Below are 19,934 nucleotides of genomic sequence, written 5' to 3' on the forward strand. Positions count from 1 at the left end.
TGTCAGGAATTTAATTCTGAGTGCGGTCTGCCGCTCAGCAGATGGCGCAGGTGTTGAGATACGCCGCGCTATCAATGATAATAAGCCGCTTTCTGGCTCCCAGGCGAAAAAATGACCGATTATCTGCTTCTCTTTGTTGGCACCGTGCTGGTGAATAACTTCGTCTTAGTGAAGTTTCTCGGCCTGTGTCCTTTTATGGGCGTTTCCAAAAAACTGGAAACGGCGATTGGCATGGGCCTCGCCACGACATTCGTCATTACCCTGGCCTCGATCTGCGCATGGCTGGTCAACCATCTGATCCTGCTGCCGCTGGATCTGGTCTATCTGCGTACCATGGCCTATATCCTGGTGATCGCCGTCGTGGTGCAGTTCACCGAAATGGTGGTGCGTAAAACCAGCCCGTCGCTCTATCGTCTGCTGGGTATCTTTCTGCCGCTGATCACCACCAACTGTGCGGTGCTGGGCGTACCTCTGCTGAGCGTCAACCTTAACCACACCTTTATGCAGGCCGCGCTGTATGGTTTCAGTGCCTCTATCGGCTTCTCGCTGGTGATGGTGCTGTTCGCCGGTATGCGCGAGCGGCTGGTGCTGGCCAATGTTCCTGCCCCGTTTAAAGGCAACTCCATCGCCCTGATTACCGCGGGCCTGATGGCGCTGGCGTTTATGGGCTTCAGCGGTCTGGTGAAATTCTGATGACCGCGATCTGGATTGCTGTTGCCGTATTAAGTGCGCTGAGCCTGGTGTTCGGCGCGCTGCTGGGTTACGCCTCGCGCCGCTTTGAAGTCGAAGAAGATCCTATTGTTGAGCAGATTGATGCCATTCTGCCGCAGAGCCAGTGCGGTCAGTGTGGCTATCCGGGCTGTCGCCCCTATGCGGATGCGGTCGGTAACAATGGTGAAGCGATCAATAAATGCGCGCCAGGTGGTGAGCAGACCATGCTCAAGCTGGCAGCCCTGCTTAACGTTGAACCGCAGCCGATTGATGGCGATGAAACGGCGAAAGAGCCGGTGCGCACCGTGGCGTTTATTGATGAAGCCAACTGCATTGGCTGCACCAAATGTATTCAGGCTTGTCCGGTAGATGCCATTGTCGGGGCAACCCGCGCCATGCACACCGTGCTGAGCGATGTCTGCACCGGCTGCGATCTCTGTGTCGCGCCCTGCCCGACTGACTGTATTGAAATGCGTCCGGTTGCCACCACGCCAGCTAACTGGAAGTGGGATTTAAATACCATTCCTGTACGGGTGATCCCGGTAGAAACTCATGCTTAATCTGTTTAACTTCCTGAAAAAAGAGAAGGTCTGGGATTTTCAGGGCGGTATTCATCCGCCGGAAATGAAAACCCAGTCCAACGGCACGCCGCTCTCCGAACTGCCGTTGCCGCACCGTTTTATTATCCCGCTGAAACAGCATATCGGACATGAAGGTGAGATCTGCGTTGCGCCTGGCGACAAAGTGCTGCGCGGTCAGCCTCTGACATTTGGCACTGGCCGCATGCTGCCAGTCCACGCGCCCACCTCCGGCGTGATTGAAGATATCGGTCAGCATATGACCGCGCACCCTTCAGGTCTCTCTGAGCTTTGCATTTTCCTGACGCCAGATGGCGACGACCGCTGGATGCCGCTGGATCCGCTGCCTGACTACCGGCAGCATCCGCGCGCCGACATTGTGCAGCGTATTCACGACGCCGGCATTGCCGGTCTCGGCGGCGCGGGTTTCCCCACCGCCACCAAACTGAAGGGCGGCCTGCGCGGGGTTAAAACCCTGATTATTAACGCGGCGGAGTGTGAACCTTATATCACCGCTGACGATCGTCTGATGCAGGACTACGCTGCCGAAGTCCTGGAAGGCAGCCGTATTCTCGCCTGGGTGTTACAGGCTGAACAGGTGCTGATTGGCATTGAAGATAACAAGCCTGAAGCCATTGCCGCACTGAAGCAGGCGCTGGGTAGCGAGCGCGATCTGCACATCCGGGTCATCCCGACCAAATATCCCTCCGGCGGTGCCAAGCAGCTGACCCGAATCCTGACCGGGAAGGAAGTGCCGCACGGCGGACGTTCCTCCGATATCGGCGTGCTGATGCAGAACGTCGGCACCGCCTGGGCGGTTAAGCGGGCCATTATTAATGGTGAACCGATCACCGAACGCGTTGTGACGCTGACCGGCGAGGCGATCGCCCAGCCGCGTAACGTCTGGAGTCGTCTCGGCACCCCGATCAGCCATCTGTTACACCAGGTCGGGTTCACGCCTGCGCCGCGTCAGATGGTGATCATGGGCGGTCCGCTGATGGGCTTTACCCTGCCATCACTGGATGTGCCGGTGGTGAAGATCACCAACTGTATTCTGGCCCCGTCTGCCAGTGAGATGGGCAACAACGACGAAGAGCAGTCCTGTATTCGCTGTTCAGCCTGTGCCGATGCCTGTCCGGCCAAACTGCTGCCGCAGCAGCTTTACTGGTACAGCCAGGGCGGCGATCACGATAAAGCGCGCGCTCACCATATTGATGACTGCATCGAATGTGGTGCCTGCGCCTATGTCTGCCCGAGCAATATTCCGCTGGTGCAATATTACCGTCAGGAAAAAGCGGAACTGCGCGCCATCGATCTGGAAGCGAAACGCACGCTGGAAGCCAAAGCACGCTTCGAAGCACGCCAGGCGCGACTGGAGCGTGAAAAGCAGGCTCGTGAAGCGCGTCATGAAGAGGCGAAGCAACGCGTTGCCCGCACCGATACCAGCGAACTGGCTGCGGCCAAAGCGCGGGTGAAAGCCCGCCAGACGGCCGAACCGGATGAGGCAACGCTTGAAGCCCAGCGTGAAGCCCGCCATGCGCAGGCGCGTCTGCGTCAGGCCGAGGCGCAGGCTGAAACCCAGCCGGTGACGCGTCAGACCGTCGATCCGCGTAAAGCGGCGGTTGAAGCGGCTATTGCCCGGGCGAAAGCGAAGAAAACAGAGCCGGTTGAGGCGGCGGATAACCAGGCTGAGGCCAGTGTCGATCCGCGTAAATCGGCAGTAGAAGCCGCCATTGCCCGCGCCAAAGCGAAGAAAGCCGCTCAGGCTGAAGGCACCGAGGCACCGCAGGCCGCAACCGACAGCGCTGCAGAAGCCGTGCCAGACGCCGCCGCTGAGACCGATCCGCGTAAAGCCGCGGTTCAGGCTGCCATTGCCCGCGCCAAAGCGAAGAAAGCCGCACAGGCTGAAGGCGCCGAGGCACCGCAGGCCGCAACCGACAAAACTGCAGAAGCCGCGACAGACGCCGCCGCTGAGACCGATCCGCGTAAAGCCGCGGTTCAGGCCGCTATCGCCCGCGCCAAAGCGAAGAAAGCCGCACAGGCTGAAAACGCCGAGGCACAGGCCGCAGGCGACAGCGCTGCAGAGGCTGCCGCTGAGACCGATCCGCGTAAAGCCGCGGTTCAGGCCGCCATCGCCCGCGCCAAAGCGAAGAAAGCCGCACAGGCTGAAGGCGCCGAGGCACCGCAGGCCGCAACCGACAAAACTGCAGAAGCCGCGACAGACGCCGCCGCTGAGACCGATCCGCGTAAAGCCGCGGTTCAGGCCGCTATCGCCCGCGCCAAAGCGAAGAAAGCCGCACAGGCTGAAAACGCCGAGGCACAGGCCGCAGGCGACAGCGCTGCAGAGGCTGCGCCAGATGCCGCCGCTGAGACCGATCCGCGTAAAGCCGCGGTTCAGGCCGCTATCGCCCGTGCCAAAGCGAAGAAAGCCGCACAGGCGGAAAGTGAGGCGGATGCCGCTTCACGTGATGCCGCAGCACTGGCCACCGCCGCGCATTTTGCGGTGGATAAAGCGGAGCAGGCCCAGGAGCAGGCAAACAACGCCAATGCAGAACCTGAACAGGCACCTGAACTGAATCAACCCGATGATGCGCGCAAGGCCGCTATTGCTGCCGCCATCGCCCGTGCCAAAGCGCGTAAAGCGCAGTCGTCTACGACGCTTGAGGATTAAATGGCTTTTCGTATCGCAAGTTCTCCTTACACCCATAATCGCCGCAGCACCGGCAATATCATGCTGCTGGTGGTGCTGGCCGCGGTGCCAGGTTTTGCTGCACAGTGTTATTTCTTTGGCTACGGCACCTTTTTACAGGTCTTACTGGCGACGCTGACCGCCTGGCTGACAGAGGCAGCGATTCTGCGACTGCGCAAAGCGCCCGTTGCCAGCACGCTGGCAGATAACTCGGCGCTGCTGACCGCCGTCCTGATCGGTATCAGCCTGCCGCCGCTGGCGCCGTGGTGGCTGGTGGTGATCGGTACCCTGTTTGCTGTCGTCATTGCGAAGCAGCTCTATGGCGGACTGGGCCAGAATCCGTTTAACCCGGCGATGGTCGGCTATGTGGTCCTGCTCATCTCCTTCCCGGTGCAGATGACCAGCTGGTTGCCGCCCGATACGCTTCAGGCGATCAAACCCGGGCTGATGGACAGCCTGAGCATGGTGTTCCAGGGCCACACGCTGGCGGGTGAAACCATGCAGCAGTTACAGATGGGTGTTGATGGCATCAGCCAGGCGACGCCGCTTGATACGTTTAAAACCGGTTTACGCGCGGGGCACAGTGCTGAACATCTGCTGGCGCAGCCGATTTACAGCGGTGTGCTGGCGGGCCTCGGCTGGCAGTGGGTTAACGTGGGTTATCTGGCCGGCGGCCTGTTCCTGCTTTGGAAAAATGCTATCCGCTGGCATGTCCCTGCCGCCATGCTGCTGTCACTGGCCTTCTGCGCGACGCTGGGCTGGTTCTTCTCACCAGAATCGCTGAACAGCCCGCTGATTCATCTTTTCTCCGGTGCCACCATGCTGGGTGCGTTCTTCATTGCCACCGATCCGGTGACCGCTTCAACCACCAACCGTGGCCGCCTGGTGTATGGCGCGCTGATTGGACTGCTGGTCTGGCTGATCCGCAGTTTTGGCGGTTATCCCGATGGCGTAGCGTTTGCTGTGCTGCTGGCGAACATCTGTGTGCCGCTCATCGATTACTACACCCAGCCGCGCGTTTACGGCCATCAGAAGGATTAAGCGATGCTGGAGACGATTCGCAAAAACGGGGTTACGCTGGCGATTTTTGCTGCGATCACTACCGCCGCCACGGCAGTGGTAAATACGGTAACCAAGCCGACGGTGGAACATCAGACACTGTTGCAGCAGAAAAACCTGCTGGACCAGGTGGTGCCTGTTGAGCTTTATGACAACAACATCCAGCAGGACTGTTACGTTGTCACGGATGCAGCGCTGGGCAACAGTGCGCCGCATCATCTCTTCCTGGCGCGTAAAGGCGGCCAGCCGGTCGCGGCTGCGCTGGAGACGACTGCACCTGACGGCTATTCTGGTGCGATACAGATGCTGGTCGGTGCCGATTTCCAGGGTAAAGTATTGGGCGTGCGGGTGATTGAACACCACGAAACGCCCGGTCTGGGGGATAAGATCGAACTGCGTATCTCTGACTGGATCAACAGCTTTAATGGCAAAGTGGTTCATGGTCCGGCGGATAAAGCTTTTGCGGTTAAGAAAGATGGCGGTGAATTCGATCAGTTCACCGGTGCCACCATTACCCCACGCGCGGTGGTCAATGCGACCAAACGCACCGCGCTGTTAATGAAAACGCTTCCGGAGAGACTCTCTTCGTTACCGGTATGTGGAGACGCAAATGAGTGAAGCTAAAAGCCTGCTGGTTGGTGGATTATGGAAGAACAACTCAGCGCTGGTGCAGCTGCTGGGCCTCTGTCCGCTGCTGGCGGTCACGGCAACCGCCACCAACGCGCTGGGTTTAGGTCTGGCGACCACGCTGGTGCTGACCCTGACCAACAGTTTTATTTCCGCCTCGCGCCGCTGGGTGCCATCGGAAATCCGTATCCCGATTTATGTGATGATCATCGCCTCGGTGGTGAGCTGCGTACAGATGCTGATCAACGCCTATGCCTATGGTCTTTATCAGTCGCTGGGGATTTTTATCCCGCTGATCGTGACCAACTGCATCGTGGTTGGCCGTGCTGAAGCCGTCGCCTCTAAAAGCAGCATCCCGCTTGCCGCGCTGGATGGCTTCGCCATCGGCATGGGCGCGACCTGCGCCATGGTGGTGCTGGGATCGCTGCGCGAAATTATCGGCAGCGGCACGCTGTTTAACGGTGCCGACCAGCTGCTCGGTCCCTGGGCGAAGTCGCTGCGTATCGAAGTGGTCCATTTCGACTCGCCAATGCTGCTGGCGATGCTGCCGCCAGGCGCCTTTATCGGTCTGGGCATGATGCTGGCGGGTAAATATCTGATCGATCAGAAGATGAAACAGCGGGCAGCACTGCGTGCTCAGGCGGCCGAAACCGCGCCGCCTCAGGACGCTGTCGGGAAACCGGTGTGAATCAGACCAAACGCACCGAAATTCTCCGTCGGCTGCAGCAGAATAATCCGCATCCGACCACCGAACTCAACTTCAGCACGCCGTTTGAGTTGCTGATCGCGGTGCTGCTCTCGGCGCAGGCGACCGATGTCAGCGTGAACAAAGCCACCGCAAAGCTCTATCCGGTGGCCAATACGCCTGCCGCGATGCTGGCGCTGGGTGTGGATGGCGTGAAGGAATACATTAAAACCATCGGCCTGTTTAACAGCAAAGCGGAAAATGTGATTAAAACCTGCCGCATTCTGCTTGAGCAGCACAACGGCGAAGTGCCGGAAGATCGTGCGGCACTGGAAGCCCTGCCCGGTGTCGGCCGTAAAACCGCCAATGTGGTGCTCAACACCGCCTTTGGCTGGCCGACGATTGCCGTCGATACCCATATTTTTCGCGTCAGCAACCGGACGAAATTTGCGCCGGGTAAGAATGTGGAAGAGGTGGAGCAGAAGCTGCTGAAGGTGGTTCCGGCGGCGTATAAGGTTGATTGCCATCACTGGTTGATTCTGCACGGTCGCTACACCTGCGTGGCGCGTAAACCCCGCTGTGGCTCCTGCCTGATTGAAGATCTCTGTGAGTATCCCGACAAAGTCGAGTGATTGCACTGATGAAAGACCCGCTGCGGCGGGTTTTTTATTATCCGGCGATCACCTCTGCCAACGCGTCTCCTGCCCGATCCCCCTTTTCGCTGCTCTCCCTGCTCGTACGAATAACGGTACAGTTTGTCGGGTTGTTACATTGATGTTGATGATGGAAAATCGCCGCCCCTGACGATAAGAAAATGTTATGACACAGTGAGTAAAGTAATGAACAAAAGCGCTTCTGCCGGAAGCCATCCTCTGCGCCTGTTTCTGGCGCGCCTCTGGCCACATCCGCTGGCAGTGAGTAAAAAGCATGTGGTGATCGCCGGACTGGGTGCCGGTATCGGCTTGATCCTGACCAGCCTGCTGAGCCACTGGGTGCTGGGCGAACTGAACCTGTGGTTTGTCGCGCCGGTCGGTGCCTCGGCGGTTTTACTCTTTGGTCTGCCCGCCAGTCCGCTGGCTCAGCCGTGGGCAATCGTCGGCGGCAACAGCCTGTCAGCGCTGGCGGGCGTTACCGTCAGCCAGCTGATCCCTGATCCTGCCCTTGCCTGCGGCGTCGCAGCCTGTGTGGCGATCCTGTTAATGTTCCAGTTGCGCTGTCTGCATCCGCCCGGCGGTGCCGTTGCGCTGACCGCTATTCTGGGCGGCCCTTCGGTGCAGCAGCTTGGATATCACTTTGTCCTGACGCCGATCCTGCTCAATTCACTGACCCTGGCCCTGCTGGCACTGCTGTTTAATAATCTGGCTGGTCGTCGCTATCCGCATCCGCTGGCCCCGGAAGAAGTTAAACCCGATCCGGTAGCCATGCCGGTCCCGCTGACGCGCGCCGATCTGCATCAGGCTTTGCAGGACGGTGAACTGCTGGATATTGACGAGGATGATTTGCAGGCGCTGCTGCTGCGTGCTGAAGAGATTGCCCAGCGCCGTCAGTTCAGTGGCTGAAACCTGTCTGCCCGCACTGTTACATCTTTCACTGTCGGCGCGACTTCTGGCATTCAGGTCTCCCCTGAACCCTGGTCCTGAGAAGTTGATCGCTGCCACAGTTTTACTCTGCCGCTTCGCCCACGCCACTCCGTAACATACTGATAACACAACCGTCCAGGCCGTACGCCCATCGGCTCCTGGGCGGATGCCCATAGAGCTGGCCTTTTCAGCGCCCTACACTTTGCTCTTCTTTACGTTTCTCACGAGGAAGACCGATGGATAGCGCCTTGTCCCCGCAGCACGATGAGCTGATCGCCTCCGCCATCAAAAAGTTCTTCACCCATATCATCCCGATGCTGGTGGTGATGCTGATTATTAACCAGATCGACCGCGCCAATATTGGCTTTATTAAAGCGGAGTTGCGAACCGATGCCGGGATCAGCGCGGCGGCCTTTGGGCTGGGCGCGGGCCTCTTTTTTATCGGCTATGCGCTGTTTGAGGTGCCGAGCAACCTGATGATGAAGCGCTTCGGCGCCCGCGTCTGGCTGACGCGCATCATGATTACCTGGGGACTGGTGGTGGTCCTGACCGGTTTCGTCACCTCACCGATCCAGTTTTACCTGCTGCGTTTTTTACTTGGCGTAGCGGAAGCAGGCTTCTTTCCTGGCGTGCTGTTCTATTTCCGTCAGTGGGTGCCCAATGCCTGGCGCGGCCGCGCCACCGCGATGGTGCTGAGTGCCACCGCTGGTGCCTTTCTCTTCTCCGGCCCCATCACCGGCGCGATTCTGATGATGCACAATTTCCTGGGGATTGCTGGCTGGAAGTGGGTGATGTTTCTCGAAGGCGGTGCGTCGGTGCTGGTCGGCATTCTGGCCGCCTGGGTGCTGGTGTCACGACCTGGCGAGGCGCGCTGGCTGAGTGCCGCGGAGAAACAGGCGCTGGTGCAGCAGCTGCAGAATGAAGAGGCGCAGCGTGACGAGCTTAACCGCGAGCCAGGCAAAATGTCGCTGCTACGTAATCGCAGCCTGCTGTTCTTCTGCGCGATCTTTTTCACTATGACCATGACCGGCTATACGCTGGTGTTCTGGCTGCCGCAGATTATTCAGCGCATTCAGGGCTTCAGCAGTTTTGGCATCGGCATTCTCACCGCCGTGCCCTGGCTGTGCGCCATTATTGCCATTAACCTGCTGAGCCGCTTTTCAGACCGCCACCGCGACAAGCTCGATAAAGCGCTGGGTGTCGCCATGCTGGTCGCGGCCTGCGGCACCTTTATGGCCACGCTGGGTTCCCCGTGGTTTGGCTTCCTGGCGATGATCGTGGCCTGTATCGGCTCTAAAGTCAGTGCGACCTTTTTCTGGCCGATGCCACAGGGAGAGCTGCCCGCCTCGATTGTCGCGCCGGGCATTGCGCTGGTGAATTCCGTTGGCAACCTTGGCGGCTTCTTCGCACCGACAGTGTTTGGCTATCTGGAGATGAAGACCGGCTCTACTACCGGCGGTCTCTATGCCCTGACCAGCGTCTCGCTGCTGACCGGGCTGTGGCTGCTGCTGCGCCGCAAGCCATCCCCGCCTTCCCTTGATCCTATGGAGAATCAACATGTCAGACAGTCCAGTCATTAAAACAATGCGGGTAGTGCCGGTCGCCGGATATGACAGCATGCTGCTGAACATTGGCGGCGCACACAACTGCTACTTTACCCGTATCCTGGTGATCCTGACTGACTCGGCTGGCCGTACCGGCGTCGGCGAAAGTCCCTGTCACGCTTCAACGCTGGCGCTCCTTGAGCGCTTTCGTCCGCAGATTGAGGGCAGCGAACTCCTGCGGCTGAATGCCACCATCGCCACGCTGTTTGCCAGCGACGCACGACACCAGCAGACCGCGCATACCGACGACATTCATATTCCGCAGATGAACCCGGAGAAGTTTTACAACGCCACCGCGGCGATTGAAGCGGCGCTGCTTGATCTGCTGGGTCAGCACCTGAATCTGCCGGTTGCCGAGTTACTTGCCAGCGGCAAACAGCGCGATCGGGTGCCGGTCCTCGGCTATCTGTTCTATATCGCCGACCGTAACCTGACCAGCATGAACTATCAGGCGGGCCACGCGGGTGGTGATGCCTGGCTGCAACTGCGTCATGAGAAAGCGATGGACGCGGAAGGCGTGGTGCGGCTGGCGGAGGCGGCAGCGGATCGCTATGGTTTCCGCGATTTCAAACTCAAGGGCGGAGTCCATCACGGCGAAGTGGAAGTGGAGACGGTCAATGCCCTGCTGGCGCGCTTCCCGCAGGCGCGGGTAACGGTTGATCCTAACGCCAGCTGGTCGCTGGATGAGGCCATTTATTATGGCAAACAGCTGGCGGGCCGCATTCCCTATCTGGAAGATCCCTGCGGCGCGGAGCATGGCTATTCCGGCCGGGAAACGCTGGCAGAATTCAGGCGGGCCACCGGCATTCCGGTTGCCACGAATATGATCGCCAATGACTGGCGACAGTTGCAGCATGCGCTGCAGCTCAATGCCATCGACATTCCCCTGGCCGACCCACACTTCTGGACGATGCGTAACGCACACACCGTGGCGCAGCTCTGCCATGAGTGGGGCCTGACCACCGGCTGCCACTCAAACAACCACTTTGACGTGTCGCTGGCGATGGTGGCGCATCTGGGGGCCGCCGCACCCGGTGATCGCCTGACCGCCTTTGATACCCACTGGATCTGGCAGGATGGGCAGCAGCTGACGCAGCATGCGCCGCAGATTCGGGATGGCTATCTGGAACTGCCAGAGGGGCCAGGGCTGGGGATTACCCTGAATATGGAACGGGTTGAAGCGGCACATGCGCTCTACAACTCCCTACCGGACAAAAACCGAAACGATGCGCTGGGCATGCAGTTTCTGATCGATAACTGGTCCTATAACGCGAAACGTCCGGCCATGCTGCGCTGATGAGCATCACTCTGTGACAGTGTCACAGAGTGATCGCGTTTAGCGTTGCGCCAGCGCCGCCTGCATCCAGGCAATCACCAGCGGAGAATCTTTGTCCTCCAGTGCGGCGCGTTCCGACTGAAACAGCGTCGCGACATAGAATGGGTGATCCGGAAGCTCAACGCCACGCACATCGCCCGCGTTGTCCCAGGCAGTAATGCGCAGCGTATTATCGCCCAGCGCTGCACTGAATTCCGGGTTAACACCAAAGTTACAGTGATAACCTTCATCACTCTCCAGCGCGCCATAGGCTCTGGCAATGCGTGACCCGGGTCCGAACCTCACCGCGCCGCGCTGTTCCACCAGCGAGCAGCTCAGCGGGGCAATCACCATCCTTCCCTCGGTGTCCGTCTCGGCATGACTGGCATCCTGCCAGCCCAGTACGTTGCGCGCATACTCGATCAGCGCATACTGGAATCCACCGCAGGAGCCAAGAAAAGGCTTTCCGGTTTCACGCACCCAGCGGAGTGTGTCAAACACGCCGGCATCATTTCGATAGGGGCTACCGGGCACCACCCAGACGGCGTCGCTGAGTTGCAGTTCTGACTCATCCAGTCGGTCAGTGGCGATCCACTCCGCTTCAGCGGTGATATTCAGCCAGCGGGCAGCACGTTCAATAGCAAGGGGGATAGCCTGATGGGCAACCGCATCGGCACGGTAGTCACCAACCAGAGATAAACGCAGGGGGGACGACATAAACAGATCCTTCTCGGGGAAATTGAGAGGTTACAGTAATGTTAATTTTCTGTCGAGGGCGAGCTGAAAGCGGATTATCGCGATACGTTTTTTAACACGCACGGGCGGCTTTTCACCGGCAGGCTGAGCTGATTTTTATCTTGCCTGCGCCTGCGAGCCCCCTCAGCTCCCGCGTCAGACGAGACGACGCAACCGGTTTCTTTTTTTCCTTTCTGAAATAAATCATCTGTTTGTGCACAGGATCATCATTTGACGGTTTTTGCGGCAATGCCAGGCGTGTAATGTCCGATAATTCGGCAGATTGACTGTGAATTAATCAGCAACCTGCCGTTAGTGCTGCCTGATTATCATTCAGCAAACTATTTATCTGGTTAACCGCGCATTAGCAGTTAATGTTAATACTCTCCAGTGCTAGGCGCTTATCCAGCGTTTATGCGCTGCTATTTTCACTACACTCAAAATTAAAAACCAATTAACAGTTTTCTATAAGTTTTTTAACCCAACATTCCAGGGTCAGGCGGGTTGTCAGAAAATTCTTGCCCTGCCGCCCGTAATCAGCCAAATTAGTCGCCGCTTTTCCCTTCTAATAACAATCTTGCGCATGGAAAACTCACATGACGCGGACTTAATTCCTGTCCCGAAACAGGGTATGAAAAAACTGAGGTACATGTGTCAACTGCAAACAAACACACTGATGAGGCTGTCAGTCTCAATGCGTTTAAACAGCCGAAGGCGTTCTACTTAATCTTCTCGATTGAGTTATGGGAACGTTTTGGCTTCTATGGCCTGCAGGCCATTATGGCGGTTTACCTGGTGAAGCAACTGGGATTGTCTGAATCAGACTCCATTACCCTGTTCTCTTCATTCAGTGCGCTGGTGTATGGTCTGGTCGCGATTGGTGGCTGGCTCGGTGATAAGGTGCTGGGTACCAAACGCGTCATCGTGCTGGGTGTCCTGGTGCTGGCGCTGGGCTATGCGCTGGTGGCGTTCTCCGGTCATAACGTCAGCATTGTCTACATCGGTATGGCGACCATCGCGGTGGGTAGCGGCCTGTTTAAGGCAAACCCCTCTTCGCTGCTCTCTACCTGCTATGACAAAGATGATCCGCGTCTCGACGGCGCTTTCACCATGTTCTATATGTCGATCAACATCGGTTCACTCTTCTCAATGATGCTGACACCGTGGTTAGCGGCGAAATATGGTTATAGCGTAGCCTTCTCACTGTGCGTTATCGGTCTGATCATCACCCTGTTTAACTTCCTGTTCTGCAAACGCATGGTTAAGGATTACGGTTCTAAACCCGATTTCGCTCCGTTGCAGATCGGAAAACTGCTGATGACGCTGGTCGGCATCGTCGTACTGATCGCACTGGCCAACTGGATGCTGCATCACCAGTCTATCGCACGACTGGTGCTGGCGGTGATTGCCCTGGGTATCGTGCTGGTATTTGCCAAAGAGGCCTTTGCACTGCAGGGTGCGGCACGTCGTAAGATGATTGTTGCCTTCCTGCTGATGGTCGAAGCGATTCTGTTCTTCGTGCTTTATATGCAGATGCCAACGTCACTCAACTTCTTTGCTATCCGCAACGTTGAGCACACCATTCTCGGCATTACTTTTGCCCCCGAGCAGTTCCAGGCGCTGAACCCGTTCTGGATTATGCTGGCCAGTCCGCTGCTGGCGGCGCTCTATAACAAGCTGGGCGATAAACTGCCGATGCCGCACAAGTTTGCCTTTGGTATGGTGCTCTGCTCCGCTGCGTTCCTGGTGCTGCCGGTGGGTGCGAAGTTCGCCAGCGATGCCGGTATCGTTTCCGTTAACTGGCTGATCCTGAGCTATGCGCTGCAGAGTATCGGTGAGCTGATGATCTCTGGCCTCGGCCTGGCGATGGTGGCACAGCTGGTGCCTCAGCGTCTGATGGGCTTTATCATGGGTTCCTGGTTCCTGACTACCGCTGGCGCGGCGGTGATTGCCGGTAAAGTGGCAAACCTGATGGCCGTGCCTGAAAACGTTACCGATCCACTGATTTCGCTGGCGACCTACAGCCGCGTATTCCAGCAGATTGGTATCGTGACGGCGGTGATCGCCCTGCTGATGCTGATTACGGCGCCGATGCTGAACCGCATGGCGCAGGATCCTGACGCGAAAAAAAATAACGTGCAGGCGTAATTCACGCTGCACTTCAGCTAAGCCGGGCTCTGCCCGGCTTTTTTTATGGCTTGCCGCAACGCCCTTCGCAGATCCCTGATCTTTGTCACTGGTAATCCCGCTTTGACTCTTTACTATGCAAGGATCCCATTGCAACAAGGAGTACCTGGTCATGAAACTGTTTTGCAAAGCGGGTGCCTGCTCTCTCTCACCCCATATTGTTATGCGTGAATGCGGACTCGACTTCACTCAGGTGAGTGTTGATCTGGCCACAAAAATCACTGAACGGGGCGATGACTTCCGCCAAATCAATCCTAAAGGCCAGGTGCCCGCGCTGCAGCTCAGCGACGGTTCTGTGCTGACGGAAGGCGTCGCCATTGTTCAGTACCTGGCGGATCTGAAGCCCGATCGCCATCTGCTGGCACCGGTTGGCAGCCTGACGCGTTATCACACCGTGGAGTGGCTCAGCTACATCGGCAGTGAGCTGCATAAAAGCTTTGGGCCACTGTTTCGCCCCGGTTACTCCGATGAGGTGAAAGCGCAGACCCGCAGCCAGCTGGAAGCAAAATTCCGCTATGTCGATGAGTCACTGCGCGACAAACAGTGGCTGATGGGGCTGCATTTCAGCGTGGCGGATGCCTATCTGTTTGTGGTGACGCGCTGGGCAAAAGCGCTGGGACTGGATTTATCCGGCTTTACGGCGCTGGGCGCGTGGTTTGATCGTGTCGCGGAACGTCCTGCGGTGCAGGCGGCGCTTAAAGCGGAAGGCTTAGCCTGAGTCAACAGGGCCGGTTATCCGGCCCTGATGCGTTACAGTTTTTCTGCCGCGAAGTGCTGCGTCGGCGTGGCGATGGCATCCTGTGCCGCCACCAGCTGCAGTTCATATTCGCCCATCTGATGGGTTTTCAGCATCACCTCGTATACCGCTGCGGTGACATGCTCCAGCGCATCCTGCAATGATTTGCCGTGTAGCAGATTCACCAGCAGCAGACCGCTGGTGAGATCGCCCACGCCGACCGGCTGACGGACACCGAAATCGACCAGCGGACGGCTGATGTGCCAGGCATCTTCAGCCGTCACCAGCAGCATTTCAAAGCGATCGCTGCGACGACCCGCACGCGCCAGATGCTTCACCAGCACCACGCGTGGTCCCTGGGCAATCAGTGCCCGCGCAGCGTCTACCGCCGCGTCGACGTCTGTGACGGTGCGCTCGCTCAGCATCTCCAGTTCAAGCAGGTTCGGAGCGATAATGTCGCTGGCAGGCATCGCCATTTTACAGTGAAACTCCGCCACACCCGGCGCCACGATGCAGCCTTTCTCCGGATGGCCCATGACCGGATCGCAGAAGTACCAGGCATTCGGGTTGGCCGCTTTGACCTGACGGACAATCTGCAGAATCTGCTCGCCCTGCTCTGCCGAGCCCAGATATCCGCTCAGGACCGCGTCACAGGTCTTCAGGCGGTCGATGTCAGCAATGCCTTTAACAATGTCGGTTAAATGCGTTGCAGGCATCACCGTGCCGGTCCAGTGGCCATATTGCGTATGGTTGGAAAACTGCACGGTATTCAGCGGCCAGACGTTTGCGCCCATACGGCGCATCGGAAACTCAGCCGCCGCGTTACCGGCGTGACCAAAAACAACGTGCGACTGAATCGCTAAAATATTTTTCACTTGTTTGCCCTGTCCTGCCTTGCCATAAAAAAAGGGCCGGAAACCGGCCCTGAAATCTTACTGCCAGTTAATCAGGCAGTAATGTTTCTTGCCGCGACGCAGCAGCGTATAGCGGTTAAACAGTTTGTCATTGTCGCTGAAGCGGTACTCCGCATCGGACTGCTTTTCACCGTTCAGTGAAACGGCATTGGAGCCGATCATGGTGCGCGCCTGGCCACGGGACGGCACCAGCTCTGCTTTCACCAGCGCCTGCTGCAGATCATCGTCAGCGCCCAGCACGATAGTTGGCATACCATCCTGCGCCAGCTGTTCAAAATCGGCTTCGGTCATTTCGCTCACGGATCCGGAGAAGAGGCTGGCAGTAATACGTTTCGCCGCCGACAGACCGGCTTCGCCATGCACCAGACGCGTCACCTGCTCAGCCAGCACGTACTGCGCACGTGGCGCGGTACCGCTGTTTTTGTCCTCTTCTTCCAGCGCGTTGATCTCTTCCATGCTCAGGAAGGTGAAGAACTTCAGGAAGCGATAGACGTCAGCATCCGCGGTGTTGATCCAGAACTGATAGAACTTGTACGGGCTGGTTTTCTTCGCATCCAGCCAGACTGCGCCGCCTTCGGTTTTACCGAATTTGGTGCCGTCAGACTTGGTGATCAGCGGAACGGTCAGGCCAAAGACCTGGTTCTGATGCAGACGACGGGTCAGATCGATACCGGAGGTGATGTTGCCCCACTGATCAGAACCACCAATCTGCAGGGACACACCGTGCAGCTCGTTCAGACAGGCGAAGTCATAGCCCTGCAGCAGATTATAGGAGAACTCGGTAAAGGAGATGCCCTGATCGTCACGGTTCAGACGCTGCTTCACCGCTTCTTTGTTGATCATCTGGTTAACGGAGAAGTGCTTGCCGATATCACGCAGGAAGGTCAGCACGTTCATGCCGCCAAACCAGTCGTAGTTGTTGGCGGCGATGGCGCTGTTGCTGCCGCAATCGAAGTCGAGGAATGGCGCCACCTGCTGGCGGATCTTTTCAACCCATTCGTTGACGGTTTCACTGGTATTAAGTTTACGCTCTGCGGCTTTGAAGCTCGGGTCACCAATCAGGCCGGTTGCACCACCGACCAGCGCCACCGGCTTGTGGCCGGCATCCTGAAAACGCTTCAGGCAGAGCAGCGGTACCAGATGGCCCAAATGCAAGCTGTCAGCAGTGGGGTCAAAGCCGCAATAGAGCGAAATTGGCCCCTGCGCCAGTTTCTCTGTTAACGCGTCTTCATCCGTCACCTGGGCGATTAGGCCCCTCTCCTGCAATTGTTGTATCAGGTTACTGCTGGTCATTACTGACTCCAAATTGATCAGACTGCACCTATGCTGGTACACAGCTTTCCGCTGAGTTGCGGAATCGAAAAAAATCAGGGCTATAGCATAAAGCGCTGACGCTTTCTGTGCCAGCGCTGATAGGGGCGAATCGTGCAGATTCAGGGTGCCAGACGGTCGATTTTCCAGCCGTCGTGATCGCGCTGATAGATGAAACGATCGTGCAGACGATGTTCGCCACCCTGCCAGAACTCCATCGTGTGAAATTTCACCCGGTAGCCACCCCAGAAGCTGGGCAGCGGCACTTCGCCCTGCTGGAACTTCTGTTTAAGCTCCAGGAACTTTCCTTCCAGAATACCGCGTGCCGAAATACGGCTTGACTGCTTCGACACCCAGGCACCAATCTGACTGTCGCGCGGACGACTGTGGAAATATTTCAGCACCTCGAGGGGCGACAGTTTTTCCACTTCACCCAGCACCATCACCTGACGCTCCAGATAGTGCCACGGGAAGTGCAGAGAGATGCGCGGATTGTGCGCCAGCTGCAGCGCCTTACGGCTGCCGAGGTTGGTGTAAAACACCATGCCCTGCGCATCGTAGTGCTTCAGCAGCACGATACGCTGCCATGGCTGGCCCTGCTCATCCACGGTTGCCACGGTCATGGCGGTAGGATCGGGCAGTTTTGCCTCGCAGGCCTGGCTTAGCCACTGTTCAAATAGCGCGATCGGATCGTCCGGCAGATCCTTACGACGCAATCCACCGCGGGTATATTCACGCCGCAGATGGGCAATGGTGTGTAGCGTTTCGCTGTCGCTCATAATGCTCGCCTATTCAGATAACAAGTCAGCTGGCAGGTTGCAGCTCACAATCATTCACGACAATTTTATCGTTACGTTCGATAAATGCGCCGTTTCCTTTGGACCAGAACACATAGGTGTTATCGCTGTAGCGTGCGCCGGACGCGGATACCGTCTGCTTCAGCGTCAGAGGCTGCCCATCCATGATGAAACTGACCTGCTGCTGCGCCTCGTCCAGCGTCACGGTCAGGGGCATGGTTCCGCAGCGATAGTGCAGGGTCTGCGGCGACGGCGGCTGTTTATGCATCAGGCTACAGCCTGACAGCAGTAGCACCGCGGCAACGGTTAATCCTTTCAACATAAGCGGGTCTCCTTCACGAGTGAAGCTGGCATTATAAGAAGGATTGGGCGCGAAGTAAGTGGGAATCCACGCCAATCTGGCAGATGCTGTCAGTCAGGCTGAATTATTGCGCCTTTTCAGACGGTTGTCTGAATGCACAGGCCGCGTTCTCAGGCTACGCTCTATAGATCTTAAGCGAGGAAGACAAACATGAAATTTGATAACGAAGATGCATTTAAGCTGGCAGTGGCGTTTATGAACCACAAAGAGAATGCCACCATCGCCAGCAGCTACTTTAAAACCTTTATCGACACCTACCAGAAATTTGACCGCTGGCTGAGCGCATCAGACCCGGTCAGCGCCATGAAAGCAGAAAAAGCGGCCGCCAAAGCGGGCGAAGACTCCATCCTCTGATCCCCTTCTCCACGGGTCCGATAGCCTTCAGGGTATCGGACCCGTGAATCCCGCCAGACATTCACCCACATGCTGACTATTTCCGCACCGCTATTCTGGCTTTTACGGAAATATCCGCTCTGGCTGCCGTGCTTATTTCCCGCATCAGCATCGATCTTATTTCGGTACAGCGCATCCTCTGCTGAAATGGCACAGAACGGCTGGGTACATTTGCAATAAATGCTATTTCACGCCGTCATCCCCCCTAATCAGCACCACACACTCCGGTTTTGTTTAAAAAACAGGCAGCGAGACGCGACAGGGCCAGCAAACCTGATAAAGCCGACTATGCTGTAAACGTTCGGATATACTTCATGGAGCAGAAAAAATGAAAATGAAAATGAAATCCCTGTCAGCCGTCGCGTTGCTGGCTCTCACTTTAGGTACGCTGGCAGGTTGTGCCTCAAACCAGTCGATTAAGACCACCGATGGCCGCACGATTGTCACCGATGGCAAACCGCAGATTGATTCAGATACTGGTCTGGTTTCTTACCGCGATGCTCAGACAGGAAAAACTGAGCAGATCAATCGTAATGAGATCAGTAATATGAGTGAACTCGACAACTAATATAAGGTGAATAAGATGAAAAAAGCGCTGATTTTACCTCTCGCCGCATTGATTGGTATGACCGTATTAACCGGCTGCACCCGTACCAGTTATGCGATTCAGACTAACGATGGACGCACCATTATTAGTGATGGCAAGCCTTCTGAATCGGATGCCGGCCTGCTGGCTTATACCGATGCAAATGGCGTGAAGCAGCAGATTAATAAAGCGGACGTTAAAGCGGTCTCTGAAGTACCGAAGAAATAATCTGATCGCTGTTACCCAATGAATAAAGCCGCCCATGGGCGGCTTTATTTTTGTCTGCGCCTGGCACGAAGTGGTGCACAGTCCTGGTTTTATTCCCCGGTGGTTTATAAATCAGAAATATCCGCTACGGCGTGGCCATAATATGGCAGGCAACCGTGCGGATAGTGGTGCAGATAATAATCTGATAACGAAATGCGCTGTTCCGCCCTTATCTGAATTTCCGGCAACTCCCAGCTTTTTTAACCAGCATAATAGCTCATCTTATTTCTCACAAAAAACCTCAGCCTGTTTTTATGCTTTGATATGAGTGGTTTACCGCCTCGATTAAAGGTTCACTTTATTTTCGGTAAATTTTAATCATAGCGCCCTGCTGTTTCCCACCTTTTAGTCCAGAGCGCCTTTAACTAGACTCTTTATATCGCTACTTAATCAGGAGGGTGCAGATGGTTTATCACGACAAAACAACGGGTCATATGATTCTTGGTGAAGCTGCAATTAATCTGGCTTTTGACGAACAGGAGATTACGCTGGTAGCACTGATTCGCCAGTTGAGCGAAATGGCCGAACAGGAGCGCAACGATGAGCGGGTCACGCAGATTGCCGATGCGCGGAACTGGCTCAAAGGTTTTATCGAATCCTCAACGCGCGACCGTGCCGAATTAAACTGGCTGGTCGAGACCGGACAGGCGCCGGTTAATCTTAAAGATTATCGTTAGTTATGTGCGGGTCATTGCTGTTTATTTTGGGTGCCGGGCACGCGCCTGGCCTCTCAGCCAGAGAAGCAGGGACAGCGTGGCAGTGGAATAGTGCATGTCGGCCAGAACGTGACCAGAACGTG

At 56.8% G+C, this 19,934-nt stretch carries 21 protein-coding genes; 16 read left to right on the top strand and 5 right to left on the bottom strand.

Annotated features, from left to right (window positions below; genetic code table 11):
* Nucleotides 1-111: 111 nt before the first annotated feature.
* The 10 genes from rsxA to LC417_RS04120 all read left to right on the top strand — a co-directional run bounded on the left by rsxA (nucleotide 112) and on the right by LC417_RS04120 (nucleotide 10,830).
* Nucleotides 112-693, top strand: coding sequence for an electron transport complex subunit RsxA (gene rsxA / locus LC417_RS04075; RefSeq protein ID WP_003853423.1), 582 nt, complete (start codon nucleotides 112-114; stop codon nucleotides 691-693).
* Complete coding sequence (gene rsxB, locus LC417_RS04080) at nucleotides 693-1,271, top strand: electron transport complex subunit RsxB (protein ID WP_010245386.1); 579 nt, start codon at nucleotides 693-695, stop codon at nucleotides 1,269-1,271. The genes rsxA and rsxB overlap by 1 nt, the downstream gene beginning before the upstream one ends.
* Nucleotides 1,264-3,960 carry an electron transport complex subunit RsxC gene (gene rsxC / locus LC417_RS04085; protein ID WP_223565521.1) on the top strand — a complete coding sequence of 899 codons (2,697 nt, stop codon included), beginning with the start codon at nucleotides 1,264-1,266 and terminating at the stop codon, nucleotides 3,958-3,960. The genes rsxB and rsxC overlap by 8 nt, the downstream gene beginning before the upstream one ends.
* Nucleotides 3,961-5,019, top strand: a complete 1,059-nt coding sequence (rsxD, locus tag LC417_RS04090; RefSeq protein ID WP_010670076.1) for an electron transport complex subunit RsxD — start codon at nucleotides 3,961-3,963, stop codon at nucleotides 5,017-5,019.
* Between the two features lie 3 nt (nucleotides 5,020-5,022).
* On the top strand, nucleotides 5,023-5,655 hold the full coding sequence (rsxG, locus tag LC417_RS04095) for an electron transport complex subunit RsxG (RefSeq protein WP_010245397.1): 633 nt from the start codon (nucleotides 5,023-5,025) through the stop codon (nucleotides 5,653-5,655).
* Nucleotides 5,648-6,352 (top strand): electron transport complex subunit E, encoded by a 705-nt coding sequence (locus LC417_RS04100; RefSeq protein WP_010245400.1) that lies wholly within the window; start codon nucleotides 5,648-5,650, stop codon nucleotides 6,350-6,352. Before rsxG ends, LC417_RS04100 begins: the two co-directional genes overlap by 8 nt.
* Nucleotides 6,349-6,981, top strand: coding sequence for an endonuclease III (nth, locus tag LC417_RS04105; protein ID WP_010245402.1), 633 nt, complete (start codon nucleotides 6,349-6,351; stop codon nucleotides 6,979-6,981). The genes LC417_RS04100 and nth overlap by 4 nt, the downstream gene beginning before the upstream one ends.
* A 207-nt stretch (nucleotides 6,982-7,188) precedes the next feature.
* Nucleotides 7,189-7,908: an HPP family protein gene (locus tag LC417_RS04110; RefSeq protein WP_010670074.1), complete on the top strand. Its 720-nt coding sequence runs from the start codon at nucleotides 7,189-7,191 to the stop codon at nucleotides 7,906-7,908.
* A gap of 257 nt (nucleotides 7,909-8,165) precedes the next feature.
* Nucleotides 8,166-9,509, top strand: coding sequence for an MFS transporter (locus LC417_RS04115; RefSeq protein ID WP_022625714.1), 1,344 nt, complete (start codon nucleotides 8,166-8,168; stop codon nucleotides 9,507-9,509).
* The gene (locus LC417_RS04120) at nucleotides 9,487-10,830 is read left to right on the top strand and encodes an enolase C-terminal domain-like protein (RefSeq protein WP_061703994.1); all 1,344 of its coding nucleotides are present in this window, start codon (nucleotides 9,487-9,489) and stop codon (nucleotides 10,828-10,830) included. Before LC417_RS04115 ends, LC417_RS04120 begins: the two co-directional genes overlap by 23 nt.
* 39 nt (nucleotides 10,831-10,869) lie before the next feature.
* Here LC417_RS04120 and LC417_RS04125 read toward each other — a convergent pair whose 3' ends face one another.
* Nucleotides 10,870-11,565 carry a CTP synthase gene (locus LC417_RS04125; RefSeq protein ID WP_111533765.1) on the bottom strand — a complete coding sequence of 232 codons (696 nt, stop codon included), beginning with the start codon at nucleotides 11,563-11,565 and terminating at the stop codon, nucleotides 10,870-10,872.
* A gap of 669 nt (nucleotides 11,566-12,234) precedes the next feature.
* On the opposite strand from LC417_RS04125, the gene dtpA reads away from it, so the two are divergent.
* Nucleotides 12,235-13,731 (top strand): dipeptide/tripeptide permease DtpA, encoded by a 1,497-nt coding sequence (gene dtpA, locus LC417_RS04130; RefSeq protein WP_010245419.1) that lies wholly within the window; start codon nucleotides 12,235-12,237, stop codon nucleotides 13,729-13,731.
* Nucleotides 13,732-13,882: 151 nt separating this feature from the next.
* Nucleotides 13,883-14,488: a glutathione transferase GstA gene (gene gstA, locus LC417_RS04135; RefSeq protein WP_033757533.1), complete on the top strand. Its 606-nt coding sequence runs from the start codon at nucleotides 13,883-13,885 to the stop codon at nucleotides 14,486-14,488.
* A gap of 32 nt (nucleotides 14,489-14,520) precedes the next feature.
* On the opposite strand, the gene pdxY is transcribed toward gstA, so the two are convergent.
* The 4 genes from pdxY to LC417_RS04155 all read right to left on the bottom strand — a co-directional run bounded on the left by pdxY (nucleotide 14,521) and on the right by LC417_RS04155 (nucleotide 17,850).
* The gene (gene pdxY / locus LC417_RS04140) at nucleotides 14,521-15,381 is read right to left on the bottom strand and encodes a pyridoxal kinase PdxY (RefSeq protein ID WP_010245428.1); all 861 of its coding nucleotides are present in this window, start codon (nucleotides 15,379-15,381) and stop codon (nucleotides 14,521-14,523) included.
* Nucleotides 15,382-15,438: 57 nt separating this feature from the next.
* Nucleotides 15,439-16,713, bottom strand: a complete 1,275-nt coding sequence (tyrS, locus tag LC417_RS04145) for a tyrosine--tRNA ligase (RefSeq protein WP_223565522.1) — start codon at nucleotides 16,711-16,713, stop codon at nucleotides 15,439-15,441.
* Nucleotides 16,714-16,853: 140 nt separating this feature from the next.
* Nucleotides 16,854-17,510: a pyridoxamine 5'-phosphate oxidase gene (gene pdxH / locus LC417_RS04150; RefSeq protein WP_010245431.1), complete on the bottom strand. Its 657-nt coding sequence runs from the start codon at nucleotides 17,508-17,510 to the stop codon at nucleotides 16,854-16,856.
* Nucleotides 17,511-17,535: 25 nt separating this feature from the next.
* Nucleotides 17,536-17,850, bottom strand: a complete 315-nt coding sequence (locus LC417_RS04155; protein WP_010245432.1) for an MliC family protein — start codon at nucleotides 17,848-17,850, stop codon at nucleotides 17,536-17,538.
* Between the two features lie 189 nt (nucleotides 17,851-18,039).
* On the opposite strand from LC417_RS04155, the gene LC417_RS04160 reads away from it, so the two are divergent.
* From LC417_RS04160 to LC417_RS04175, 4 genes are all read left to right on the top strand, one after another.
* The gene (locus LC417_RS04160) at nucleotides 18,040-18,243 is read left to right on the top strand and encodes a hypothetical protein (protein WP_003848989.1); all 204 of its coding nucleotides are present in this window, start codon (nucleotides 18,040-18,042) and stop codon (nucleotides 18,241-18,243) included.
* Between the two features lie 373 nt (nucleotides 18,244-18,616).
* Nucleotides 18,617-18,850, top strand: coding sequence for a YgdI/YgdR family lipoprotein (locus tag LC417_RS04165; protein WP_039391948.1), 234 nt, complete (start codon nucleotides 18,617-18,619; stop codon nucleotides 18,848-18,850).
* Between the two features lie 15 nt (nucleotides 18,851-18,865).
* Nucleotides 18,866-19,096, top strand: coding sequence for a YgdI/YgdR family lipoprotein (locus LC417_RS04170; RefSeq protein ID WP_010245445.1), 231 nt, complete (start codon nucleotides 18,866-18,868; stop codon nucleotides 19,094-19,096).
* Between the two features lie 443 nt (nucleotides 19,097-19,539).
* Nucleotides 19,540-19,812: a hypothetical protein gene (locus LC417_RS04175; RefSeq protein WP_022625718.1), complete on the top strand. Its 273-nt coding sequence runs from the start codon at nucleotides 19,540-19,542 to the stop codon at nucleotides 19,810-19,812.
* The last annotated feature ends 122 nt before the right edge of the window (nucleotides 19,813-19,934 follow it).

The sequence above is a fragment of the Pantoea sp. OVA07A genome (genome assembly GCF_019969975.1).
In the GTDB taxonomy this organism is placed as follows: domain Bacteria; phylum Pseudomonadota; class Gammaproteobacteria; order Enterobacterales; family Enterobacteriaceae; genus Pantoea; species Pantoea agglomerans.